The 20,624-nt window shown below is 72.7% G+C and carries 13 protein-coding genes; 4 read left to right on the plus strand and 9 right to left on the minus strand.

Annotation, left to right across the window (positions count from 1 at the left end):
- The first annotated feature begins 8 nt into the window (after positions 1–8).
- Together ACGF5G_RS13930 and ACGF5G_RS13935 are read left to right on the plus strand one after the other, a co-directional pair.
- On the plus strand, positions 9–536 hold the full coding sequence (locus ACGF5G_RS13930) for a GNAT family N-acetyltransferase (protein ID WP_393262529.1): 528 nt from the start codon (positions 9–11) through the stop codon (positions 534–536).
- Positions 537–728: 192 nt separating this feature from the next.
- Positions 729–1,394: an HAD family hydrolase gene (locus ACGF5G_RS13935; RefSeq protein ID WP_393262531.1), complete on the plus strand. Its 666-nt coding sequence runs from the start codon at positions 729–731 to the stop codon at positions 1,392–1,394.
- 260 nt (positions 1,395–1,654) lie between these two features.
- Here the strand turns inward: ACGF5G_RS13935 and ACGF5G_RS13940 are convergent, their stop codons facing one another.
- Positions 1,655–1,990: a hypothetical protein gene (locus tag ACGF5G_RS13940; RefSeq protein ID WP_393262534.1), complete on the minus strand. Its 336-nt coding sequence runs from the start codon at positions 1,988–1,990 to the stop codon at positions 1,655–1,657.
- Positions 1,991–2,223: 233 nt separating this feature from the next.
- Between ACGF5G_RS13940 and ACGF5G_RS13945 the strand changes: the two genes are divergently transcribed.
- Entirely contained in the window at positions 2,224–2,763 is a 540-nt protein-coding gene (locus ACGF5G_RS13945; RefSeq protein WP_393262535.1) for a hypothetical protein, read from the plus strand.
- Between the two features lie 382 nt (positions 2,764–3,145).
- On the plus strand, positions 3,146–3,754 hold the full coding sequence (locus ACGF5G_RS13950) for a DUF6368 family protein (protein WP_393262538.1): 609 nt from the start codon (positions 3,146–3,148) through the stop codon (positions 3,752–3,754).
- A 171-nt stretch (positions 3,755–3,925) separates the two neighbouring features.
- Here ACGF5G_RS13950 and ACGF5G_RS13955 read toward each other — a convergent pair whose 3' ends face one another.
- From ACGF5G_RS13955 to ACGF5G_RS13990, 8 genes are all read right to left on the minus strand, one after another.
- Positions 3,926–5,101, minus strand: coding sequence for a hypothetical protein (locus tag ACGF5G_RS13955; RefSeq protein WP_393262541.1), 1,176 nt, complete (start codon positions 5,099–5,101; stop codon positions 3,926–3,928).
- A gap of 141 nt (positions 5,102–5,242) precedes the next feature.
- Positions 5,243–5,881, minus strand: coding sequence for a hypothetical protein (locus tag ACGF5G_RS13960; protein WP_393262543.1), 639 nt, complete (start codon positions 5,879–5,881; stop codon positions 5,243–5,245).
- Between the two features lie 552 nt (positions 5,882–6,433).
- Positions 6,434–7,681 (minus strand): globin domain-containing protein, encoded by a 1,248-nt coding sequence (locus ACGF5G_RS13965; RefSeq protein WP_393262635.1) that lies wholly within the window; start codon positions 7,679–7,681, stop codon positions 6,434–6,436.
- Positions 7,682–8,096: 415 nt separating this feature from the next.
- Complete coding sequence (locus tag ACGF5G_RS13970) at positions 8,097–9,908, minus strand: hypothetical protein (RefSeq protein ID WP_393262546.1); 1,812 nt, start codon at positions 9,906–9,908, stop codon at positions 8,097–8,099.
- A 109-nt stretch (positions 9,909–10,017) separates the two neighbouring features.
- Positions 10,018–10,314 carry a phosphopantetheine-binding protein gene (locus tag ACGF5G_RS13975; protein WP_393262548.1) on the minus strand — a complete coding sequence of 99 codons (297 nt, stop codon included), beginning with the start codon at positions 10,312–10,314 and terminating at the stop codon, positions 10,018–10,020.
- A 1-nt stretch (position 10,315) separates the two neighbouring features.
- Positions 10,316–13,402, minus strand: a complete 3,087-nt coding sequence (locus ACGF5G_RS13980; protein WP_393262551.1) for an amino acid adenylation domain-containing protein — start codon at positions 13,400–13,402, stop codon at positions 10,316–10,318.
- A gap of 26 nt (positions 13,403–13,428) precedes the next feature.
- Complete coding sequence (locus ACGF5G_RS13985) at positions 13,429–14,934, minus strand: AMP-binding protein (RefSeq protein WP_393262554.1); 1,506 nt, start codon at positions 14,932–14,934, stop codon at positions 13,429–13,431.
- A gap of 1 nt (position 14,935) precedes the next feature.
- The gene (locus ACGF5G_RS13990; protein ID WP_393262557.1) at positions 14,936–20,494 is read right to left on the minus strand and encodes an amino acid adenylation domain-containing protein; all 5,559 of its coding nucleotides are present in this window, start codon (positions 20,492–20,494) and stop codon (positions 14,936–14,938) included.
- Between the last annotated feature and the right edge of the window lie 130 nt (positions 20,495–20,624).

Here is a 20,624-nt window from a genome sequence, read left to right on the forward strand (position 1 = left end):
GGATACTTGTGGCTGAGGTGGCGCTGCGACCAATCGACGACTCCAACCTCGATGCCTTGTTCGAACAGATGCGAGATCCGGAGTCGGTCCGGATGGCTGCCTTCACTACCGAGAATCCCGACGACCGCACCGCATTCGATCGTCACATGGCGAAGGTCAGGACGTCGCCTGAGGTGACCACGCGGGCTATCACCGTCGACAGACGGCTCGTTGGCAGCATCGCCAGCTTCGTCATGGAGGGCGACACCGAGGTCACGTACTGGATCGACAGGCTCTTCTGGGGGCAGGGCATCGCCAGCCGAGCGCTTGCCCTGTTTCTCGAATCGGTTCCCGTCCGGCCTGTGTTCGCCCGCGCCGCCAGTGACAACCGAGGATCGCTCAAGGTGTTGCAGAAGGCAGGATTCGCGGTCATAGGAACGGAGACCTCGTTTGCCAATGGGCGCAACGCGGAGATCGAAGAAACGATCCTGCGCCTCGATGGGCATGCGAATGCCGCGCCATCCGATGCATCGAGCGGAGAGAGGCCGACCTACTGATCTCGGCACGTCGGTGCGCCGCCACCCTTGGCAGCCGGCTGCGCTGCGTGACGCGCGGTTCACGGCAGAGTCGGACGTCCGAGAGCCTGGTCGAACGCGCGCGTCGCGGCAAGAGAGTGCGCTTGATCTTGGCGTCGTCATGCTAGTCAAGGCCTGCTGCTGCCATACGGTATGGCGATGCAGAGGTTAGCGTTGTTCGATCTCGACAACACCCTCGTCCAGCGCGATCGGGCATTCGCCGCCTGGGCACAGGAGTTCACCGCAGAGCATGACCTTGACCCCAAGTGGGCCACCTGGCTGATCTTCGCCGACGCGCATCACGACGGCCCGATGGACACGTTTTTCGACATCGTCCGCGACGAGTTCGCCTTGACCACTCCCGCAGACGAGTTGTGGCGACAGTACCGACACCGCATGCCACAACTGGTCTCATGCTCCGCCGAGGACCTCGCGGGGCTGGCCAAGCTCCGCCGTCAGGACTGGAAGATCGGGATCGTCACCAACGGCATGACCGACAACCAGCTCGGAAAGATTCGCAACACCGGCCTGGACCGGAACGTCGACGCCTGGTGCATCTCACACGACGTCGGCATACGCAAGCCCGACCCACGCATCTTCCAGCTCGCGGCCCACCGCTGCGGCCTCACTCTCGACGGCGGCGGGTGGATGATCGGCGACAGTCTCATCCTGGACATCGCCGGTGGTGCCGGCGCCGGCCTACGGACGGTGTGGATCCCCGAGCCCCGCCTCGCCCGTCAGCACGCCACATACGGACCGGACTTCTTCCTCCCGCCCGCACCCGACGCCACTGTCATGTCGGTCGCCGAAGCTGTCGACGTGCTACTCACGGCCGAGTGACCGGCTGCTAGCCCTGCCCTGCTGGTCAGCGAACGCCCTGCGCGGCAGTGAGCGGTCGTCTCGGCCTACCACCTTGCACGGCTTAAGACGTCACCGGGCTTGGTCCAGTCGGCTTCCTCGAACTGACCGTCGAGGAACTGCGCGGGGTGCGAACTGGCTTGCCCTCCTCCACGCCGGACAACTCGATGTCCGCGCGCCGCCGCGATGCTCCCCGGCCGGTCGCCGGCGTAGCGGGGATGTCTCGTGCCGATGCAGGCTTCTCACACCCGCACGCGGGGATCGGCCAGCACGTTGGCGACCGCGGCCGTCATCCCGTCAACGCACAGCGTCGGCGCGCCGACCATGAACTCCTCCCGGTCGAGCCACTCCACGCGCTCGACGCCCGGCGCGGCCAGGATGCCCACGTCGAGCTGTAGCGACGCGTGGTCGTCGTAGTATCCGCGGGCGGCGTCACCGACCCAGAGGGACCAGTGGTATCCGGTGCCGCCCCGCTTTCGGTCCGCCTCCGTGAGCGGGTCGGTCTTGAGGTCGCCGGTGTCAAGCAGTTCGGCGACGGTCATGGGTTCCAAATCCGGATGGGCCGGCGGCAGCACCACCTCGAGGAGGTGTTCGAGGTGAACGGTGCAGGTACAGTTCCCCCGCTGCGGAGGAGTCCAACTGTCGACCATCACAGCACTCTACGGCCCCGGCTCATCCAGTCGTCATCTCATGTCTCTGCTTTTGCCATGCAGACTCGCCGTGACTTGTACTGGCCCCGTCAGCGCGCACGACGGGCGGCAGATCCGGATGACAGCTGGCGAGGCGGACAGCTACGCGTCATTGTTGCGCGATGATCACCATCCAACGAGTGCGGGTGCGGTGGAGCGCTGCGGCACGCGGCGCTCAGCAGGCCGACCTCCGTCGTGGCCTGAGCTGCCCGGTGCCCCTTCCTGCCTCACTACCGATGTGCGACGTGGCCGTGCACGAGGTGCTGTATGACGAGGCGACCGGCTACGTGCGCCATGACGAGGTTCTCAGTGGGGGCGTGGAGCGAGCCCGCGACGTGGGCTTGTGGCTCACCCTTGAGGGTTCCGCGGTGATCGTGGAACGACTGCCAGGCCGGGCGGCATTTCCCCGCGACCGTGGTACAGCCCGCCTGTTCCCACTCGCATCGGGGCAGGTGGGCCGCTACCGGGCCAACTTCCGGTTCACGTTCACCCAATGCGCCTGCAATCCCAGCTGGTTCTACGAGGACTGGGCAGTGCACGTCACCAATGGCCCAGTGGAGCCCGAAAGGTTCATCCAACGCGAACCGGACCATGACGCCGACAACCGCGTGCATCTCTACGGCGGCACGATCAGGCCCGCCGGAGGCAGCCGTCACCGCTAGGATCGGTCGGCGCGCAGCCAGCGGCAGATGAGTGCGCCTGGTCCTCGAACCGCGTCCACTGGAAACTGAAGCCGACCAGAATCGCCTGCTTCGAGGCCAACCCGGCCAACCACGATGTTCTGATCGGGCCCGGTGACGAATGCGTACGGTCCCGCGGCGACGTCATCGAACACCAAACCACCTGCGAAGAACTACGTGACGAGATCCAGCAACGGTGCACCCGGGCACTTGCGTTCGCCGCGCCCGCGATCGCGCTGCCACCGATCCTCGTCGACGTGCGGTGGCGGATTCGCCGCAGGCCGGCACCGACGACACACTGACTCCACGCTCCCCCACCCTGATCGCGGCATGAGCGGATACCAGGTGCCCTCGGCCGTGGTGCATGATTGTCATCGTGTCCGGGCCTTCCGCCGCAGTTCTGCTGCCCGTCGAGTGGACCGCTGACGACGTCAGGGCATTCCGGGTGTGGCTGTCGGAGTCGCTCAGCCCGGACAGAGATAACTGGTGGGCACTTCGGGAACCGCGCAACCTCGGCATGGCGAAGCCGTCGTCGAAGACCGGGCCGATGCTCATCGAACCCGATGCTTACGAATGCGACGACGCTGATGAGGCGGTCTGCTTGACGCGCGCGGCCGGCTTCCTCCCGATCACCGAGATCGTCCTGGCCGCAGCAGTCAACGGCAAGGATGACCACCGGTTTCTCGCCCAGCTCGCTGTGACGATAGCCCGCCAATACGGCGGCCTCATCGATCTCGATGGCCCGCTTCCGGTACCTCCACCGCCGGGCGTCTCCGCTCTATCGACTCTGCAGTCCGGCCCTGGTCGCCGACGATGGGAGGATCGTTCCCGGGCAACTATCGCCACGCTTTCCGGAAGGTGGCACGAGATTCCCTACCGGACGGCGTGGGATGAGGTTGCGGTCCGCCATGTCGTCGATGCCGATCTCCTCGCCTCCTGGCTGCAGCACCCGCTCTTCCAGATGGTGAAGTGACCAGGTCTTGCCGGACATCCGCTCATCGGCTACATGAGCGGACACCTGGTGGGGACCGCCGCCGTAGGCATCAAGGTGTGTTGCCGTCTCCACAGGCCGGACGCAGCAACCCCGTGGACCAGGCGTCCACTGGGGTGCTCGGCGGGCCTCGCCTCTGAGATCAGCAACGGTCTAGCGGCCTGATGAGGTCGGTCCCCAGTCTTCGGCGCGGGTGAGGCCTAGGGCTGACAGCGCGTCGGCCACCGCCGTCCGGTGTATGGCCTTCACGTCGGCGGCCAGCGTCGGCGCACTGTCGGTGATGGTGACCGGGTATGACGTCAGCGGGGCGGTGCCGGAGTGGGCGACGGTCAGCTCACCTTCGCCTCGCCCCGCGGTGAGGTCGAGGTGGGTCAGGCGCAGGGCGTAGGACGGCACCTGACCGGTGGCGTAGCCGTCGAACGGCGAGCGGACGGCGATCGTGCCGTCGAGGCACCACCACGGCGCCGACGGTCGCCCCTGCCAGTGGTGGTCGGCGAACAGCTCGTGCCGCACCGACCGGTACTGCCAGGCCAGCACGACCGCGCGCCGCACGCGGGCGTCCAGAATGCCCAGCCCTTCCGCCCGGTCAGTGGCGGCCAGCAGCGCGGCGAGCCGCTGGCGTACCCAGGGGGCCAGGACCTGCTGCAGCCGGTGCGGCCAGGCCTGCTCGGCGGCCTCGGCGGCGAAGCGCAGCGCCGAGGCCAGCCGGGCCAGGCGGTCATCGACGTCGGACCAGTGCTCACCGGCGCGACCGGTGTGGTCGGGCAGCGCTGTGGCGTGACGACGGGCGACGTACTCGACGGTCGCGCGCAGCGCCCCGCTGGCGGCAAGGTCGACATCCTGTCGGTTGTCGCACCACGACCAGTCGCTCTGATGCCTCAGCATCTCCCGCGCGTAGGGATCGCGCAGCACTTCCTCGCCGTGGTCACCGTGAGGGGGGCGGGTGGCCGCATCGACCACCTCGGCGGCGAACAGCAACGCTTCGGCGTACCTTGTCGACGCGGACGACACATCCACCTGCGTTACCTCCCCCTTGCGGTGACACGATGCCACAACCACGCGACTCGCCACGTCCACTCCAGACGGCATTCGCGCTCTGCGGAGGGGATACGGCCCGCGGTCATGGCAGTCCGCCGCTTGACCGCTGCCCATCCCTCCGAGCTGGCGTCGGCCCATGCCTGGCTCCACGCCGGAGCCGGTGGTGCTCACGTCGGCAAGGTTGCTCCGAAGCTGGCTGGCGAGTGTGCTGGTTGCTTCCTGGGGTTCGACGTCGAGGTCGGCCAGGGCTTTGGTCAGGGCACGCAGGAGGGTGCGGATGCCGCGCACCACCACCCGAGCCCGGCCACCGCCGCGTCGCCCGCCGCCACCGCTTCCGCCACCGTCAGAGCCAGTCGTACGTCCAGCCGCGCACGCGGGGCCCCCGGCCTCCTAGAGGGTGGAGGAGACCGGGGGTTCCCGGGTCGGCAGCGGTCAGGCGGTGATGCGGTTCTTCGCCGGCTCGGGAGCGGCGAACGCCTCGGTGGCCGGGGTGCGGAAGGCGTGCACCAGGCCGGCGATCGACAGCAGCAGGAGCAGCCCCGCCCCGATGAACGTCACCAGAGCGGCCTGCTCGGCCTTACGGCCGAACTCGCTGAAGCCGTACGAGGTGAGCAGCATGCCGCGCAGCGTCTCGCCCTTGAATACGGTCTCCCGCTGGCCGCTGACCTCCGCCAACTGCTTCTGCAGGTCGGCCAGGGCCGGGTCGTTGGTCTGCGTGGCCTGCTCGACCTTGGCCCGCAGCTCGCTCTCCGGCGCGCCGAGGTCGGCGTACGTCTTCCCACCGGCCATGGACTTCAGGTGCAGCCCGATGAACTCGTTGGCGTAGCACTCGGCCTGCTTGCCGGTGGTCATCTTCTGGCCGGCGTACTCGACCAGGCAGTCCGCCTTCTTCTCCTCGTCGGTCAGCTTGTCGGCCGGCTTGAAGGTGATGTGCTGCGCGCCGAGCTGGTCGCGTACGTAGTCGTTGGCGAAGTTCGCGTTCGTGGTGAGGACGAGGCCGGCGATGAGCAGCAGAACGGTCAGGCCCAGCCCACCGATGCTGAAAAGTAGGTCCAGGGTGCGTCGCTTCATGTCGGAACTCCTGTGAGGATGGCAACGTCCGTTGGTGTCGCGTCTCATCCTGGCTCACCACGGCGGTCCCTAGTCAGGGCCAAACCCCCTGTCCGGTCCGTGACCTTCGACTCCCCCGCCCGGGCCGTCCGGCCACCTCAGGGCCATTCGTCGGTCAGGTCGCCGTCGCTCACGGCGGGCCCGTCGTCGACGCACGGCTGGCGGGTCGCCATGCGTCCACGGGGTCTCCTCCGGCGTCGAAAACGCCCCGGCCGGCAGGAACGCGTCGGACAGGGTGGTGTGGCAAAGCCACTCGCCCACCTCGGGCACGGCGCCCGGCGGGTCGGCCCCCCGCCCATCCCGCCGGAGAGCTCCAGCACCGCCTCCGTCCTGCCGTCCGCGGCCGGGGTCAGGAAGATCACTCTCGCCTTCTGCGCCGGCCGGGTCGGCGACCACAGCCTCGAGCATGGCCGCATCGCCGACAAGTTCCACTCGCGGACCGACCGGCGCCTGGCCATCCCGCACGGCAGTGAGCCGCCGTTCGGGCGGACGCCGCCCGCCGGGCCGGTGTCCCTACTGCCGGTCGTACCGGATGTGGTCAGGCTCGACGCCGAGGTCGACCAGGCGGTGGGCCATCTCCGTGACCATGGCCGCCGGTCCGGCGAGGTAGGCGTCGTGTCCGGCCCAGCCGCCGTAGCGGGTCACGACGTCCACCACCGTGCCGGGTTCGTACGGGCCGGCGTCACCGTCGGAGACCGCCAGCACCAAGCGGAGCCACGGGAAGCGGTCCGCGAACGAGCGGAGCGATTCGAGATCGTACAGGTCGTCCCGAGTGCGGGCGCCGAAGAACAGCCAGGTTGCCGGCGGGCTGGCCAGACGGGCCAGCCCACCCAGCAGCGCCCGGATCGTGGCCAGACCGGTGCCGCCGGCGACCAGCAGTACGCGATTACCCGGGGCGGTTGCGAGGGTCGTGATGCCGCGCGCCGGGCCGAGCCGCAGCACATCACCCACGGCGCTCTTGTGCACCAGGACGTCGCTGAGCCGGCCGACGCCTGTCGCCCGCACATGGAACTCCAGCACCCCGTCACCGCCGGGTGGGTTGGCTATGGAGTAGGACCGCCAGGTGCGCGGGAGCCGCCCAGATCCGACGGTGGCGTACTGCCCGGCCCGGTAGTCGTACGCCTCGGCGGTGCGTACCCGCAGGACTGCCAGGTCGGGGCCGCGCAGCTCGTGGTGGACCACGGTGCCGTTGAAGTACGGCGGAGCGGAGAGCTCCCCCGTGGCGGCGTTGCTCATCACGCCGGCCAGGAACCGGTACGCCCGTGACCAGGCGTCGTCGTGTTCGGGACACCAGCCGGCACCGGCACGGGACCGCAGCGCCTCCATCAGCGCCGCACCGAACGGCTGGTAGTGGCTGGCGCGTACGCCGAGCTTGCGGTGCGCCCGGCCAAGCTCCTCGAAGACCGGCACGATGACCTCCGGCTGGTCCAGCCCCTCGATAAGCTGCCGCACCGACCAGGTGAGCTGGTCGCGTTGGGCCGCGAGCGAGTCGGGGAACAGCGACCTCAGGTGCGATCCGTCCCGGAACAGCGCCGCGTACAGGTACGTCAGCGTGTCGGTGAGCGGCTCCAGCAACGCGAGGCTCTCCCGCAGCAGCCGCTGGTCGTCCACTCGTTGCGGCCACGCCGCCAGCAGCGCCCCGGCGGACGCCTCCCGCTCGTCCGGCGCCGGCACGTCCCCGCGCATCCTCCGGCGCAGCACCATGGAGTGGTGCAGGCCGAGCAGATCGTGGTAGTCGTACGCGTGGTCCCTCTCCCTCATCGTCACGCCGGCATGCTAGGCGCGGCCCGCCGGCGAAGTGCCTCTCATCAGGACAAATGTGCGATCTACCACCGCTTGTAGTAGTCGGGGCGGACGGCCCTTCCACGACCGATCCAGTCGTGCTATCGGAATGCGGCCAGTGCTCCGCCCTGCAGGGCGGGGGTGAAGGCCCGTGCTGGAAGGGCCGTCAAGGCCCGGGCAGTGTCTTAGACCGGGCGGTTCTGCTGCTCGATGTACGGCGGCGCCGAAGCCGACGACCGCGGTCCCGCTGGCGATGGTCGCTGCGCGGAGCAGCGTTGCTCGTTGACCTTGGGCTGGTGCTGTCGCCGACAGTGTGCGCGGCGCTTGACTGGCAGGAGCGACGCAGTTGATCGGAGCAAGCTCCCTTGGCGTTGGTGGCTCAGCGTGACATGGGTCAGGTTCTGCGGACTGCGCTGGTGAAGCCGGCGATGAAGAGGGTGGCGAAGGTCCAGGCGAGCAGTTGCAGGAACCAGCTGGCGATGGTGAGGGTTTGGCCGGCGGGGGTGTCGGTGGGTTGGCAGCGGTCGCGGGCGCCGGTCTTGATCAGTGGGGTACCGAGGTCGAGGCCCACGCCGATTTCGTCGATGGTGGTGCAGGCGGTGGCTGCGACTTCTCCGGTGACCGCCGGCTTCTGGGCGAGGCCGCCGTGGTGGCCGATGGTGACGCTGAGGGTGACTGCGGTCGCAAGCGTGGCGAGGAGCAGGAGCAGGGCGCGCCAGGGCTGGTAGCCGTATCCGAGGGTGATGCCGGTGAGGCGGCCCCAGGCCCGTTCGGAGCCGGCCAGTCCGGCGCGCTGGATCTGGTCGCGGCGTTGGGCGATGAGGATGGTGCGGGCGTCGCGGTCGTGGCCGGCGGCGCGGTAGGCGGCGGCGAGGTGCTGGTAGGGCTGGGCTGCGTAGCGGGGGGTGTGCTCGCGCAGCAGGGTCAGCCAGCGCGGCAGTGACGCGGGCCGCGGCAGTCCGCTGTAGGTGAGCCCGTCCAGCTCGACCAGTGATCCCTGGTCCGGTGCCGTGTGCGTCGTTCGGTCGGTGTCGAGGCGGAGCGTCCCGCCGATCCGCGTACCGGTCAACATCAGCACCGCCTGGCCGTCTGCGCTGGTGGCGGTGAACCCGTCGTCCAGGAGCACGTCCTGGTCGACGCGGAGGCCGTCGGTGTTGAGGGCGGGTCCGGTGGTGTTCTCCAGCCGTGCCCCGCCGCAGTACAGGACGCCGCCGATGTGGGCGCCGGGCAGCTGGATCGTGCCCAGCTCGCTGGCGCTGGTGGCGGTGAACCCGGCGTCCAGGGCCACGTCCCGGTCGACCTGGAGGTGGTCGGCTTCGAGGGCGGGTCCGATGGTGTTCTTCAACTGTGCCCCGGTGCAGTCCAATGTGCCGAGGTGGGCACCGAGCAGCCGGATGGTGCCCTGCTCGCTGGCGCTGGTGGCGGTGAACCCGTTGCGGAGCAACACGTCCTGGTCGACCTGGAGCCGGTCGGCGTTGAGGGCGGGTCCGGTGGTGTTCCGCAGCCGCGCTCCGGTGCAGTTCAGTTGGCCGCCGAGGTGGGCACCGAGCAGCCGGATCGTGCCTCGCTCGCTGGCGCTGGTGGTGGTGGAGCCGCGCAGGAACACGCTCTGGTCGACCCGGAGGCCGTCGGCGTCGAGGGCGGGCCCGGTGGCGTTCTCGAGCCGCGCTCCGCTGCAGTCCAGTGTGCCGAGGTGGGCAGCGAGGAGCCGGACCGTGCCCTGCTCGCTGGCGCTGGTGGCGGTGCTCCCTTCGAGCGAGAGCACCCGCGCGGCAAAGCGTGTGGCGTCGACTGGTGCGTCGTCCGAATCTGCCGCTTGCTCGATGCGGCACCCGGTCATGGCAACCGCCGACAGTCGGGCGTTGCGGAGATTCACGCCGCTGGGGAGTAGACAGTCGCGCAGCTCCAGCGCCAGGTCACTGGTGATGTTCTCCAGATCGATCTGGCCGGCGATCCGGGCTCCGCGTAGCCGCAGGCCGTGTGGGTCGGGCTCGCCGACCAGGCGGCCGCGGACGAGCTCACGGATGACCGAGGCCGAGACCGTCCGCTCATCGCCCCAGGACCGCATCGCTGCCTCGTCGACCGGCCCGTCACCGGCCAGATCGAGCACCTCGCCGCGGGCGACGGACTTGATCAGTCGCTGCTCGACACGACTGTGCGCTCGACCGTCCGCGTTCCTCACCCGCTGGCGACTCACTGACGTCATGGCACCAATAATGGACAGCCATGCCATCCCGCGATCCCCCGGACCGGGCCACGGCCCGCGACCCGCCAGTCGTTCCGCGTCGCGGACGATGGGAAAAGGACGCGGCGGATCAGCTCAGCGGCCCGCCCGCCCCGCCGGATCCGATGGCAGCTCGCCCGGCCCCTGCCGCGCCCACCAGCGCCACGAGGTCGTCGAGGGTGTCCAGGGTGCGGCCGGGACCGTTCAGGTCCACCTCGACGCCGTACTCCAGCTCGATCGCGTCGACCAGGCGCAGCAGGCCGAGGGAGTCCACGCCGAGTGCGACCATCGACCCGCCGGCCAGCACGTCGGCCGCCGCGACCTCGCCGGCCGTAGCCTCGCTCACCAGTTCCGCGATCCGCTCGCGCAGGTCGGTGCTGCTGTCCATGTCAGAACTCCTTTGCGGACTGCCGGACGATCTCGGCGATCTCGGCGATGGTCGGGGTGTCGAAGAAGTCGTCCAGTGGCACCTCGACCCCGAGCCGCTGCTGGATCCGGCCGCTGATCCGGGTGATGCTCAGCGAGTGCCCGCCCAGGTCGAACAGGTCCTCGTGCACACCGATGTCGGGGACGCGCAGCACCTCCTGCCAGATCTGGCGCAGTTGCTCCACCACCGGGTCGTCGCCGGTTCCGTCGGCGGCGGACCCGCCCGGGGCCGCGCCGACCGGTTCCCGGGGCGCGGGGGCGGGCAGTGCGGCCCGGTCGACTTTCCCGTTCGGGTTCAGCGGCAGCCGGTCGAGCGTCACGAAGTCGGTGGGCAGCACGGCCTGCGGCAGGCTCAGCGCCAGGTGCTGTCGCAGCTCCGCCGGCTGCGGGGCGGCCCCGGCGCGGCACACCACGTACGCGACGAGGCGCGGCTCGTCCGCGTCGTGCCGCAGCGCGGTGGCCGCCGCGGCCACGGCCGGATGATCGAGGAGCCGGGCGTCGATCTCCCCCAGCTCGACCCGGTGCCCCCGGATCTTGACCTGGTCGTCGATGCGACCGAGGAACTCGATCCGCCCGTCGGGCAGCCACCGACAGCGGTCGCCGGTGCGGTAGAGCCGCTCGCCGGCCCGCCCGAACGGGTCCGGGACGAACCGCTCGGCGGTGAGGTCGTCCTGCCCGAGGTAGCCGGCGGCCAGCCCTGCGCCGGCCAGGTACAGCTCGCCGGGCACCCCGAGCGGCACCGGTCGGCGGGCCTCGTCCAGGACGTACGCCCGCACGTTCGGCAGCGGCCGACCGATGGTGACCTCGTCGGGACCGGCGGGGATCTCCGCGATGGTCGCGTAGACGGTCGCCTCCGTGGGCCCGTACCCGTTGACCAGGCGGGCGGTGCGGGCCCGCAGGTCCCGCGCGAGGGCGACCGGCAGCGCCTCCCCGCCGGCGACCGCGACCAGCGGCGCCGGTGTGCCCCCGGCGTCCGGGGCCGGAACGCCGAGACCGGCGTCCAGCAGCACCCGCCAGCCGGACGGGGTGGCCTGGGCGTGGGTCACGCCGGTGTCGCGGACCAGCCGCAGCACGCCCGCGCCGTCCAGCGCGCCGACCGCCGAGGCGACAACGACTCTGCCGCCGGTGACCAGCGGCAGGAGCACCTCCACGGTGGAGATGTCGAACGACAGCGACGTCAGGTGCAGCCACCGGTCCCGTGGCCCGCTGCCCAGCAGGTCGCGGACGCCCAGCAGCAGGTTCGCCAACGCGCCGTGCCGCACGGCCACGCCCTTGGGTCGGCCGGTCGACCCGGAGGTGTAGAGCACGTACGCGAGGTCGTCGGCGTGCGGCGGCCCGTCGGCGGGTCCGGTCGGGACCGGGCCGTGAAGCAGGTCGGTCCCGTCGAGGGCGAGGGTGGGCCGGCCCGTCTCGACGGCAGAACCTGTCACGACCAGCGCCGGGGCGGCATCGGCGAGGATCGCCTCCCGCCGGGCCGGCGGGTTGCCCGGGTCGACCGGCAGGTAGGCGGCGCGGCAGCGCAGCACCGCCAGCACGGTCACCACCGCCTGCCAGGAGCGGTCCAGCGCGACGGCCACCAGCGTGCCGGGGCCGACCGCGCGCTGGCGTAGCAGCGCGGCGAGCCGGAGGACGGCGGCGTCGAGCTGGGCGTAGGTCAGCGTCATGTCGCCGTCGACCAGGGCCGGCGCGTCCGGTTCTGCGGCGACCCGGGCGGCGAACAGGGCCGGCACCGTCACGGCGGGATACGCCCGGACGGTGTCGTTGACGGCGCGGGTGACCCGGTCGAGTTCGTCGGCGGGCAGCAGCGGCAGGTCCGCCACGGGGCGGTCGGGTTCGGCGACCACCGCGGCGAGCATGGTGCGCAGGTGCCCGCCGATCCGGCGTACGGAGTCGGTGTCGATGGCCGCCGGGCTGTGCTGGAGGCTCACCGTGACGCCTGTCGGGGCGTCGACGATCTGCACGTGCAGGGCGTTGCGGGCGGCGCCGCAGAACAGGGTCCAGTCGACCTCGCTGGCCACCCCGGGGAACGCCGGTTCCGCACCGCGCCGCCGGTAGGCGACGCTGACCGGGGTCAGGGCCGGGGCGGGCCGCAACCCGGACACGGCGTGGGCCAGCGGCACGGCGCGGTGCCGGTACGCCTCGCGCAGGCGGGCCCGGACGGCGAGGGCGTGGTCGCGGAACGTGCCCCGCGCCGGGGCGACCGCGACGGGCAGCTCGTTGACGAACAGTCCGACCCGGTCGGCCTGGTCGGGGGTGCGGGTGGACAGGGCCACCCCGACCGGCGCGCCCTGGTTGCCGTAGCGCTCGAGCAGGGCGTGCAGCACGGCGAACAGCAGCTCGAAGCGGGTCACGCCGATCGACCGGGCGGCCCGGTCGACGCCGTCGATCAGGCCGGCGGGCAGGTCCAGGGGCACGGCCTCGCCGGGCTCCGCGGCGGTGGGCAGCCGACGTAGGCCGGGCAGCACGACGTCTCCGGGGCCGGACCAGTGCCGCGCCCAGTGGTCGCGGGCGGCGGGCAGGTCGGCCGTGACGCGTTGCTGCTCGGCGGCGGCGAGGCCGGCGTACCCGTCGGCGCGGGGTGACGGCGCGGGCGGGCCGCCGGCGCGGGCGGCGGCGTAGGCGGCGGCCAGGTCGCGGACGAGCACGTCCTTGGACGTGCCGTCGAAGGCCAGGTGGTGCGCGGTGACGAGCAGCAGGTGGCTGCCGTCGGTGGCGGTCAGCAGGGTGAACCGGGCCAGCGGGCCGGTGCCCAGGTCGTGCGGGCGGGCGATCTCCTCGGTGACGCGGGCGCCGGTCCACTCGCCGACCGTGACCGCCGGGCGCGTGTCCGCGGGGGCCAGGTGGGGGATGCCGTCGTCGCCGGTGACGACGCGGGCGGCCAGGACCGGGTGCTGTTCGGTCACCGCGGCGCACGCCGCGACGAGGGCCCGGCGGTCGAGTTCGGCGGCGAACCGTACGCCCAACGCCATGTGGTAGGCCGTGCCGGCGACGCCGGCCTGCTCGGTGAACCAGACGGCGTGCTGCGCGGAGGTCGCCTCGGCGGTACCCACATGTGCTCCCATGGTCGTGCTGGTGGTCAGTTGTCGAAGAGGTCGGTGAGCTGCCGCTTGAGCACCTTGCCGCCCTCGTTGCGGGGCAGCCGGTCCAGCAGCAGGAGTCGGGCGGGCAGCTGGTAGTCGGCCAGCCGGTCGGCGAGGAAACCGCGCAGCACCGGCAGGGACAGCCCGTCCGGGCCGGCCGGGGGGCGTGGCACGACGGCGGCGGCCACGACCGAACCGAGCACCGGGTGCGGGACGCCGACGACGGCCGCCTCGGCGACCAGGGGGTGCTCGTGCAGGGCGGCCTCGACCTCGATGGTGGAGACCTTGAACGCGCCGGTCTTGACGACGTCCTGGTGCCGGTCGGTGAGGTACAGGTAGCCGTCGGCGTCCATCCGGCCGACGTCGCCCATCCGGACCCACCCGTCGCGGAAGGTGGCCCGGTTGGCCGCGTCGTCGCGGTAGTACGCGCGGGGGTGGGGGGCGCGCAGCCACACGTCGCCGGTGGCTCCGGCCGGCAGCGGGTTCCCGTCGGCGTCGGCGACCATCAACTGCCCACTCACCGGCCGCCCGACCGCGTCCCGGCGGGACGGGTCGTAGATCATCGTGGTCTGGGCCGGGGCCGCCTCCGTCGACGTGTAGTAGTTGACGATCGTGGCCTGCGGGAACGCCTCGGCCAGCCGGGCCGCGACCGCGGGGGCGAGCGGGGCGGCGGTGGAGCCGATGAGCTGCACGGCGCCGGTGTCCCGCCCGCGCAGCGCCCCGGAGTCGAGCAGCTCGACGGCGATCGACGGGACGACGAAGACGGTCCCGGTGCCGGGCGTCTCGATCAGCCGGGCGAACCGGGCCGGGGTGAACCGGGGCAGGGTGAACGCGGCGGCCTTCGCGGTGAGCGCGTTGGCCAGCATGGTCTGCCCGGCGTTGGTGCCGATGGCGAACGCGTGCAGGAACCGCTGCGAGTGGGCCAGCGCCAGCCGGCGCGGGTGGGTCGGCGCGCCCACGGTGAGGTTGGCGTGGCTGGCGGCCACTCCCTTCGGGCGGCCCGTGGTGCCCGAGGTGTAGAGGATCTGGGCGAGGTCGCCCGGGCGGGGGCCGGCGGGGTCGAGGTCGGTTCCGGGACCGGCGAGCAGGTCACCGACCGTCCAGGTCGACACGCCGGACGGTACGGGCGGGGCGGGGGTGTCGTCGCCGTGCAGGACGGCGGTGGCCGCGCAGTGGGTCAGCGCGTACCCGAGTTGCCCGGCGGCGAGCCGGTCGGACAGCGGCACGGCGACGCCGCCGGCCCGCAGCACCCCGCAGTACGCCACGGCGAACCGGGTCCAGTCGCGGGCGCCGAACAGCAGGCCGACCCGGTCGCCGCGGCACAGGCCCCGGTGCCGCAGCGCGGCGGCCACGGCGGTCGCGCCGGCGGACCACTGGGCGAAGGTCAGCGTCGCCACGCCGTGCACCTCGACCGCGACCTGGTCGGGGTGCAGGCTGGTGCGCCAGTCGAGCAGCTCGGGCACGGTACGGAGGGTGGCCCGGCCGGTGGTCGTCGCGGTCATGTCAGGCGGCCTTCCGTCCGGTCGTGGCGGCGGGTTCCCGGCGCTCCCGGACACCGGCGACCCGGGCGCGGCGCTCCTCGATGCCGACCAGGTCGTCCGGCGGCGCGTCGGGCACCTCGTCGTCGAACCGGGCGAGGGTCGGCGTGAGCAGCGACACCAGCGCCGTCGCCGCGATGCACACCCCGAACAGCACGTACAGCAGGCCGTGGCCGCGGCCCGGGCCGACGCCGATCACCGCGCCGACCGTGGCGGCGAGGGCGCCGTCGGGCAGCAGCATCGGCTCGGCGACCCGGGCGGCGAACGGGGCGACGACGCCCCAGCCCAGCGGCAGGGTGGACTGCGCGACCATCTGGTTGAGCGCGAAGACCCGGCCGTGGACGCGCGCCGGCACCTTGGTCTGGATGATCGTGTGGTAGACGCCGTTGACGATGCCGAGGGCCAGGTAGATGCCGAACGCGCCCACGCCGATGAGCAGCAGGTTCGGTCGCAGCCCGGTCAGCACGGCGGCCACCGCGATGCCGCAGGTGCCCAGCAGCACCGCCCGCATCCGGCGTCGGCGGGGGCCGCCCCAGATCAGCATCACCAGGCCGCCGACGGCCGCGCCGACCCCGCCGGCGAGCGCGACCCGGGCCACCTCGTCCAGGTCGGCGAAGCCGAGCACGAGCGGGGAGAGCAGGAACAGCACCGGGAACAGGAAGAAGTTCAGCGCGGCGAAGAACGCCAGCATGGCGCGGAACTCCCGGCGGCGCAGCGAGTACCGGAAGCCGGCGACGATCTCGGCGCCGATGCCCTCGCGCCGTTGCAGCGCCAGGGTGCGCGGGAACCGCACGGCCGCCAGGACACCGATCGCGAACAGGTACGACGCCACGTCGATGAGCAGGATGCCCCGTAGCCCGACGGCCTGTAGCAGGGCCACGGCGAGCAGCGGCACGGTGAACTGGGTGAGGCCGACGGCGGTCTGGGTGAGACCGTTGGCGTGGCCGAGGTAACGCTTGGGCACCAGCTGCGGCAGCGCCGAGACGAACGCGAGGCGCTGGAACGCCAGCGCCACCGACAGCCACGCCGTCAGCGGGTAGAAGTGCCACACCTCGGCCCGGTCGACGAGCACGAGCCCGGCCAGCACCGCGTTGGCGCCGCCGGCGGCCGCGTTGGCGAGCAGCAGGACGCGCCGCCGGCTGGTCCGGTCGACCAGCGCCCCGGCCAGCGGGGCGACGAGCAGGCCGGGCAGCAGGCCCAGCACGGCGAAGAGGGCGAACCGGGCGAGCGACCCGGTCTCGGTGTAGATCCACAGCGGGATCGCGAAGGTGGTCAGCGCGGTGCCCAGGCCGGAGACGATCTGGCCGGTGGCGACCAGGCCGAAGCGGCGCATGCTGGGCGGCGGCGCGGTGTCCGCCGGGGTGTCGGCGCCCGGTGGTGGGGGGCCGGCGGGCCGGTGGGAGACGGCGGCGAGCTGCCAGGCGGGCCGGGCGGCGTCCGGTTCGGCCGGCGCGGGTGGCGGCCCGTCGAGGCGTCGGTGCACGTCGGTGACGATCTCCGCCAGCTCGGCGGCCCGGTACTTGAGGAAGTAGTGCCCGCCCTCGTCGACCACGACCAGGGCGGTGCGGTCGGTGAGGAGGTGCCACTCCCGGTACCGCTCCTCGTGGTAGTCGGTGCTGCGGTCGCGTTCGCCGACCACCGAGATGACGGGCGCGCGCAGCGGGGTGACCCGCTGGCGCATCAGGTCGGTGAAGTAGTCCTCGGAGACCTCGGCGTCGTGGCGCATCGCCCGGATCAGGAACCGGACCTCGTCGGGCGCGAGCGACCCGACGGCGGTGCCCTGCGCCTGCAGCCAGGTGCGGTAGATCCGGTCGCTGCGCAGGCGTTCGGCCAGCCGCAGCCGCAGCAGCGGGCCGAGCGGACCGCCGGCCGGCCGGGCGAACGGGAAGACCGCGCCGAGGTACACCGCGAGCAGGTCCCGGCCGGCGGCCTCCAGCCGGCGGGCCACCTCCACGGCCAGCGCGCCGCCGGGGCCGCAGTGTCCGTAGAGGATCAGTGGGCCCTCCACCCGGGCCAGGATCTCCGCGACGACGTCGGCGGCGACGTCGGCGATGGGCGCGGGCTCGTCGGCGAGGCCGATGTCGTGCCCGGGCACGGCCACCGACAGCAGCCGGTACCCGGCCGGCAGCGCGTCGGCCAGCGGTTGGTACACCACGGCGCTGCCGCCGCCGTACGGAACGCAGACCAGGGTGGCGACCCGCTCGGCGGACGGCACCGGCGGGGTCAGTTCGTGCAGCGGCCCGGCGGGACCGGCGGCGACCCCGGCGACGAGGGCGGCCAGCTCGCGTACGGTGCGGTGGCGGAAGAGGTCCATCACGCTGACCGCCGGCGCTTCGGCGCCCACGACGACGGGCAGCTCCCGGCGCAGCCGGGCCACCACCTGGGTGGCCAGCAGCGAGTGCCCGCCCAGGTCGAAGAAGTCGTCGGTGGCGCCGACCTCGGCCACCCCCAGCACGGCCCGCCAGATGCCGGCCACCAGCGTCTCCACCGGCCCGACCGGCGCCACCCGCTCGCCGCCCGGCGGTGCGTCGGTCGGCTCGGGCAGGGCCCGCCGGTCGACCTTGCCGTGCTCCTGCAGCGGCAGCCGGTCCAGGACCATCCAGCGGGTCGGCACCATGTGCTCGGGCAGCCGGTCGGCGAGGCGGCGGCGCAGGCGCGCGGGGTCCGGCCCGCCCGCGCCGGGTGTCGGCTCCAGGTAGGCCACCAGCCGGTCGTCGCGCAACAGCACCGCTGCCTGTCGTACGCCGGGGCAGTTCCGCAGGGTGGCTTCGATCTCCCCCAGCTCGACCCGGTAGCCGCGAATCTTCACCTGGTGGTCGCGGCGGCCGAGGAAGACCAGTTGCCCGTCGGCGTTCCAGCGGCCCAGGTCGCCGGTGCGGTAGAGGCGGGCGCCCGGGGGTCCGTACGGGTCGGGCACGAACCGCTCGGCGGTGAGGCCGGGTCGGTTCAGGTAGCCGCGCGCGAGCCGGTCGCCGCCGAGGTACAGCTCGCCGGCCACCCCGACCGGCACCGGGCGCATCCGCTCGTCGAGCACGTACACGCGGGCGTGCGGCAGGGGCCGGCCGATCGGCACCGGGCCGGTGCGCGGGCTGTCGGCGACCACCTCGTAGGTGGCCACGCCGACGGTGGCCTCGGTGGGGCCGTAGTGGTTGAAGACCCGGGCCGGGCCGGCGTCGGCGAGCGGGCCGACGCGCTCCAGGTCGGACGCCTCGCCGCCGAGGATCAGCGCGCGGGCGGGCAGCAGCTCGGCCGGCTCAGCGTCGGCGGTGAGCGCCGCCAGGTGCGACGGGGTGATCTTGAGGTAGTCGATGTGCCCGTCGCGCAGCCGCTCGGCCAGTTCGGCGCCGGTGCCGCGGCGGGGCAGCAGGTGCACCGCGCCGCCGGTGGCCAGCGCCAGGTAGAAGAGGGTGACGCTGAAGTCGAACGACATCGACTGGAGCAGCCCGTACCGGGCGGCCGGGGCGACCGCGAACCGGTCGGCCACCCCGTCGAGGTAGCGCAGCGCCTGCCGGTGCGCCACGGCGACGCCCTTCGGCGTGCCCGTGGAGCCGGAGGTGTAGATGACGTACGCGAGGTTCCCGCCGGTCGCCCCGGTCTCCGGTGCGGTGTCGGGCACGGCGGCGGCCTCGACGGCGATCTCGTCGAGGCAGGCGGTCGGGGCGTCGGCGGGCAGCAGGTCCCGCAGGTCCGCGCTGGTGAGCACCACCGTCGGGCGGGCGTCGGCGAGCATCAGGGCCAGCCGGGCGGCGGGCTGCTCCGGGTCCAGCGGCAGGTACGCGCCGCCGGCGCGGAGCACCCCGAGCAGCGTCGCGGCCAGGTCGACGGACTGCTCCAGCAGGACCCCGACCAGCCGCTCCGGGCCGACGCCGCGGGCGCGCAGCACGTGGGCCAGCCGGTTCGCCCGTCGGTCCAGCTCCCGGTAGGTGAGCGTGTCCGGCCCGCAGACCACGGCCGGCGCGTCGGGCGTGGCGGTGACGAAGGGGGCGACGAGGTCGGCCAGGGTGTGCGCCGGGCCGGTGACGCCGGCGCCGGCGGCCGGGTGGTCGGGGCGGTGGTCATGGCGTGCCTGGTCCGCGCCGGCGTCGCCACGCTCGGGCCGGGCGAGGGCGAGCACCCGGTCCCGCTCGGCGGGGCCGATCAGGTCCAGGTCGACGACGGGCAGGTCCGGCCGGGCGACCGCGGCGCGCAACAGCGTCTCGAAGCTGCCGGCCAGCCGGCGTACGGTGGCGGCGTCGAACAGGTCGGTGTTGTGGACGACCATGCAGCGCAGGCCGTCGGCGGTCTCGCCCACGTAGAGCGAGAGGTCGAAGCGGGCGGTGGCGGCGTCGGTGCCGACGCCCTCGGCGTGCAGGCCGGCGGGCCAGCGGTCGCCGCCGTGGGCGTAGTTCTGGAGGGTGAACAGCACCTGGAACACCGGGGAGCGGCTGACGTCGCGGGCGACGTTGAGCTCCTTGACCAGCCGTTCGAACGGGATCTCCTGGTGGGCCAGGGCCCGGACCACGGTGGTGCGGGTGCGCCGCAGCAGGGCCGCGAAGCTGGGCTCGGCGGCCGGGGCGTCGGCGGTCGCGGCGACCGGGGAGAGGTCGGCGCGCAGGGCGAGGGTGTTGACGAAGAGACCGACGAGGTTCTCCAGCTCCGGCACCACCCGGCCGGCGACCGGGGTGCCGACGGCGAAGTCCCGCTGGCCGCTGTACCGGAACAGCGCGGCCTGCAGACCGGTGAGCAGGGTCATGTAGAGGGTGGCGCGGTTGGCGCGGCTGAGCCGGCGCAGGCCGTCGGTGAGGTCGGCGTCGAGGGCGAAGCGGTACGTGGCGCCGGCGTACGACTGCACGGCCGGCCGGGGGCGGTCGGTGGGCAGCTCCAGCGCGGGCACCCCGGCCAGCGCGCGGGTCCAGTACGCGAAGCCGTCGCCGGTGGCCGGCCCGTCGAGCCGGTCCCGCTGCCAGGCGGCGTAGTCGACGTAGTCGACGGCCGGGGCCGGGGGTGGGACGCCACCGTCGCGCAGCGCGGCGTAGGTGGCGGCGAGCTCGCCGAGGAGCAGGTCCAGTGACCAGCCGTCGCTGACGATGTGGTGCATCGCGAGGTGCACGAGGTGCTCCTCGTCGCCGAGCCGGACGACGAGGGCCCGCAGCAGCGGCGCGTGGCCGAGATCGAAGGGGGTGGCGACGGAGGCGGCCACCAGCGCGCGGGCGGCGGCCTCCGACGGCGCGGCGGTGACGGTGACCGGCACCCGCACCTGCGGGAGCACGTGCACGACGGGTTCGCCGTCGGCGTTCTCGACGAACCGCATGCGCAGGCTGTCGTGCCGGCCGGCGGTGGCGTCGAGGGCGGCGCGCAGGAGGTCGACGTCCAGCGGCCCGCGCAGCCGGGTGGTCGAGTGGACGACGTACGCGGCAGTGCCGGGGGTGAGCTGTTCGGTGAACCAGATCCGTTCCTGGCCGAACGACAGGCGGGGGTCGGCGGGGGGACGGGTGGCGGCCGGCGCGAGGGCAGGGCTCCGCGACGGTACGTCAACGTTGGTCACGCGGGTACCCTCTGCTGCGGTGACGGACGGGAGCCAGTAGTTTGCACGCCGCAACCAACCGGGTGGATCGGCTGATCGGTCCACTGTGGACAACATGATCGAGCGATCCGGAAGCTGTTGGTCCACGGTG

The sequence above is a fragment of the Micromonospora sp. NPDC047730 genome (assembly GCF_043204765.1).
Lineage (GTDB): Bacteria > Actinomycetota > Actinomycetes > Mycobacteriales > Micromonosporaceae > Micromonospora.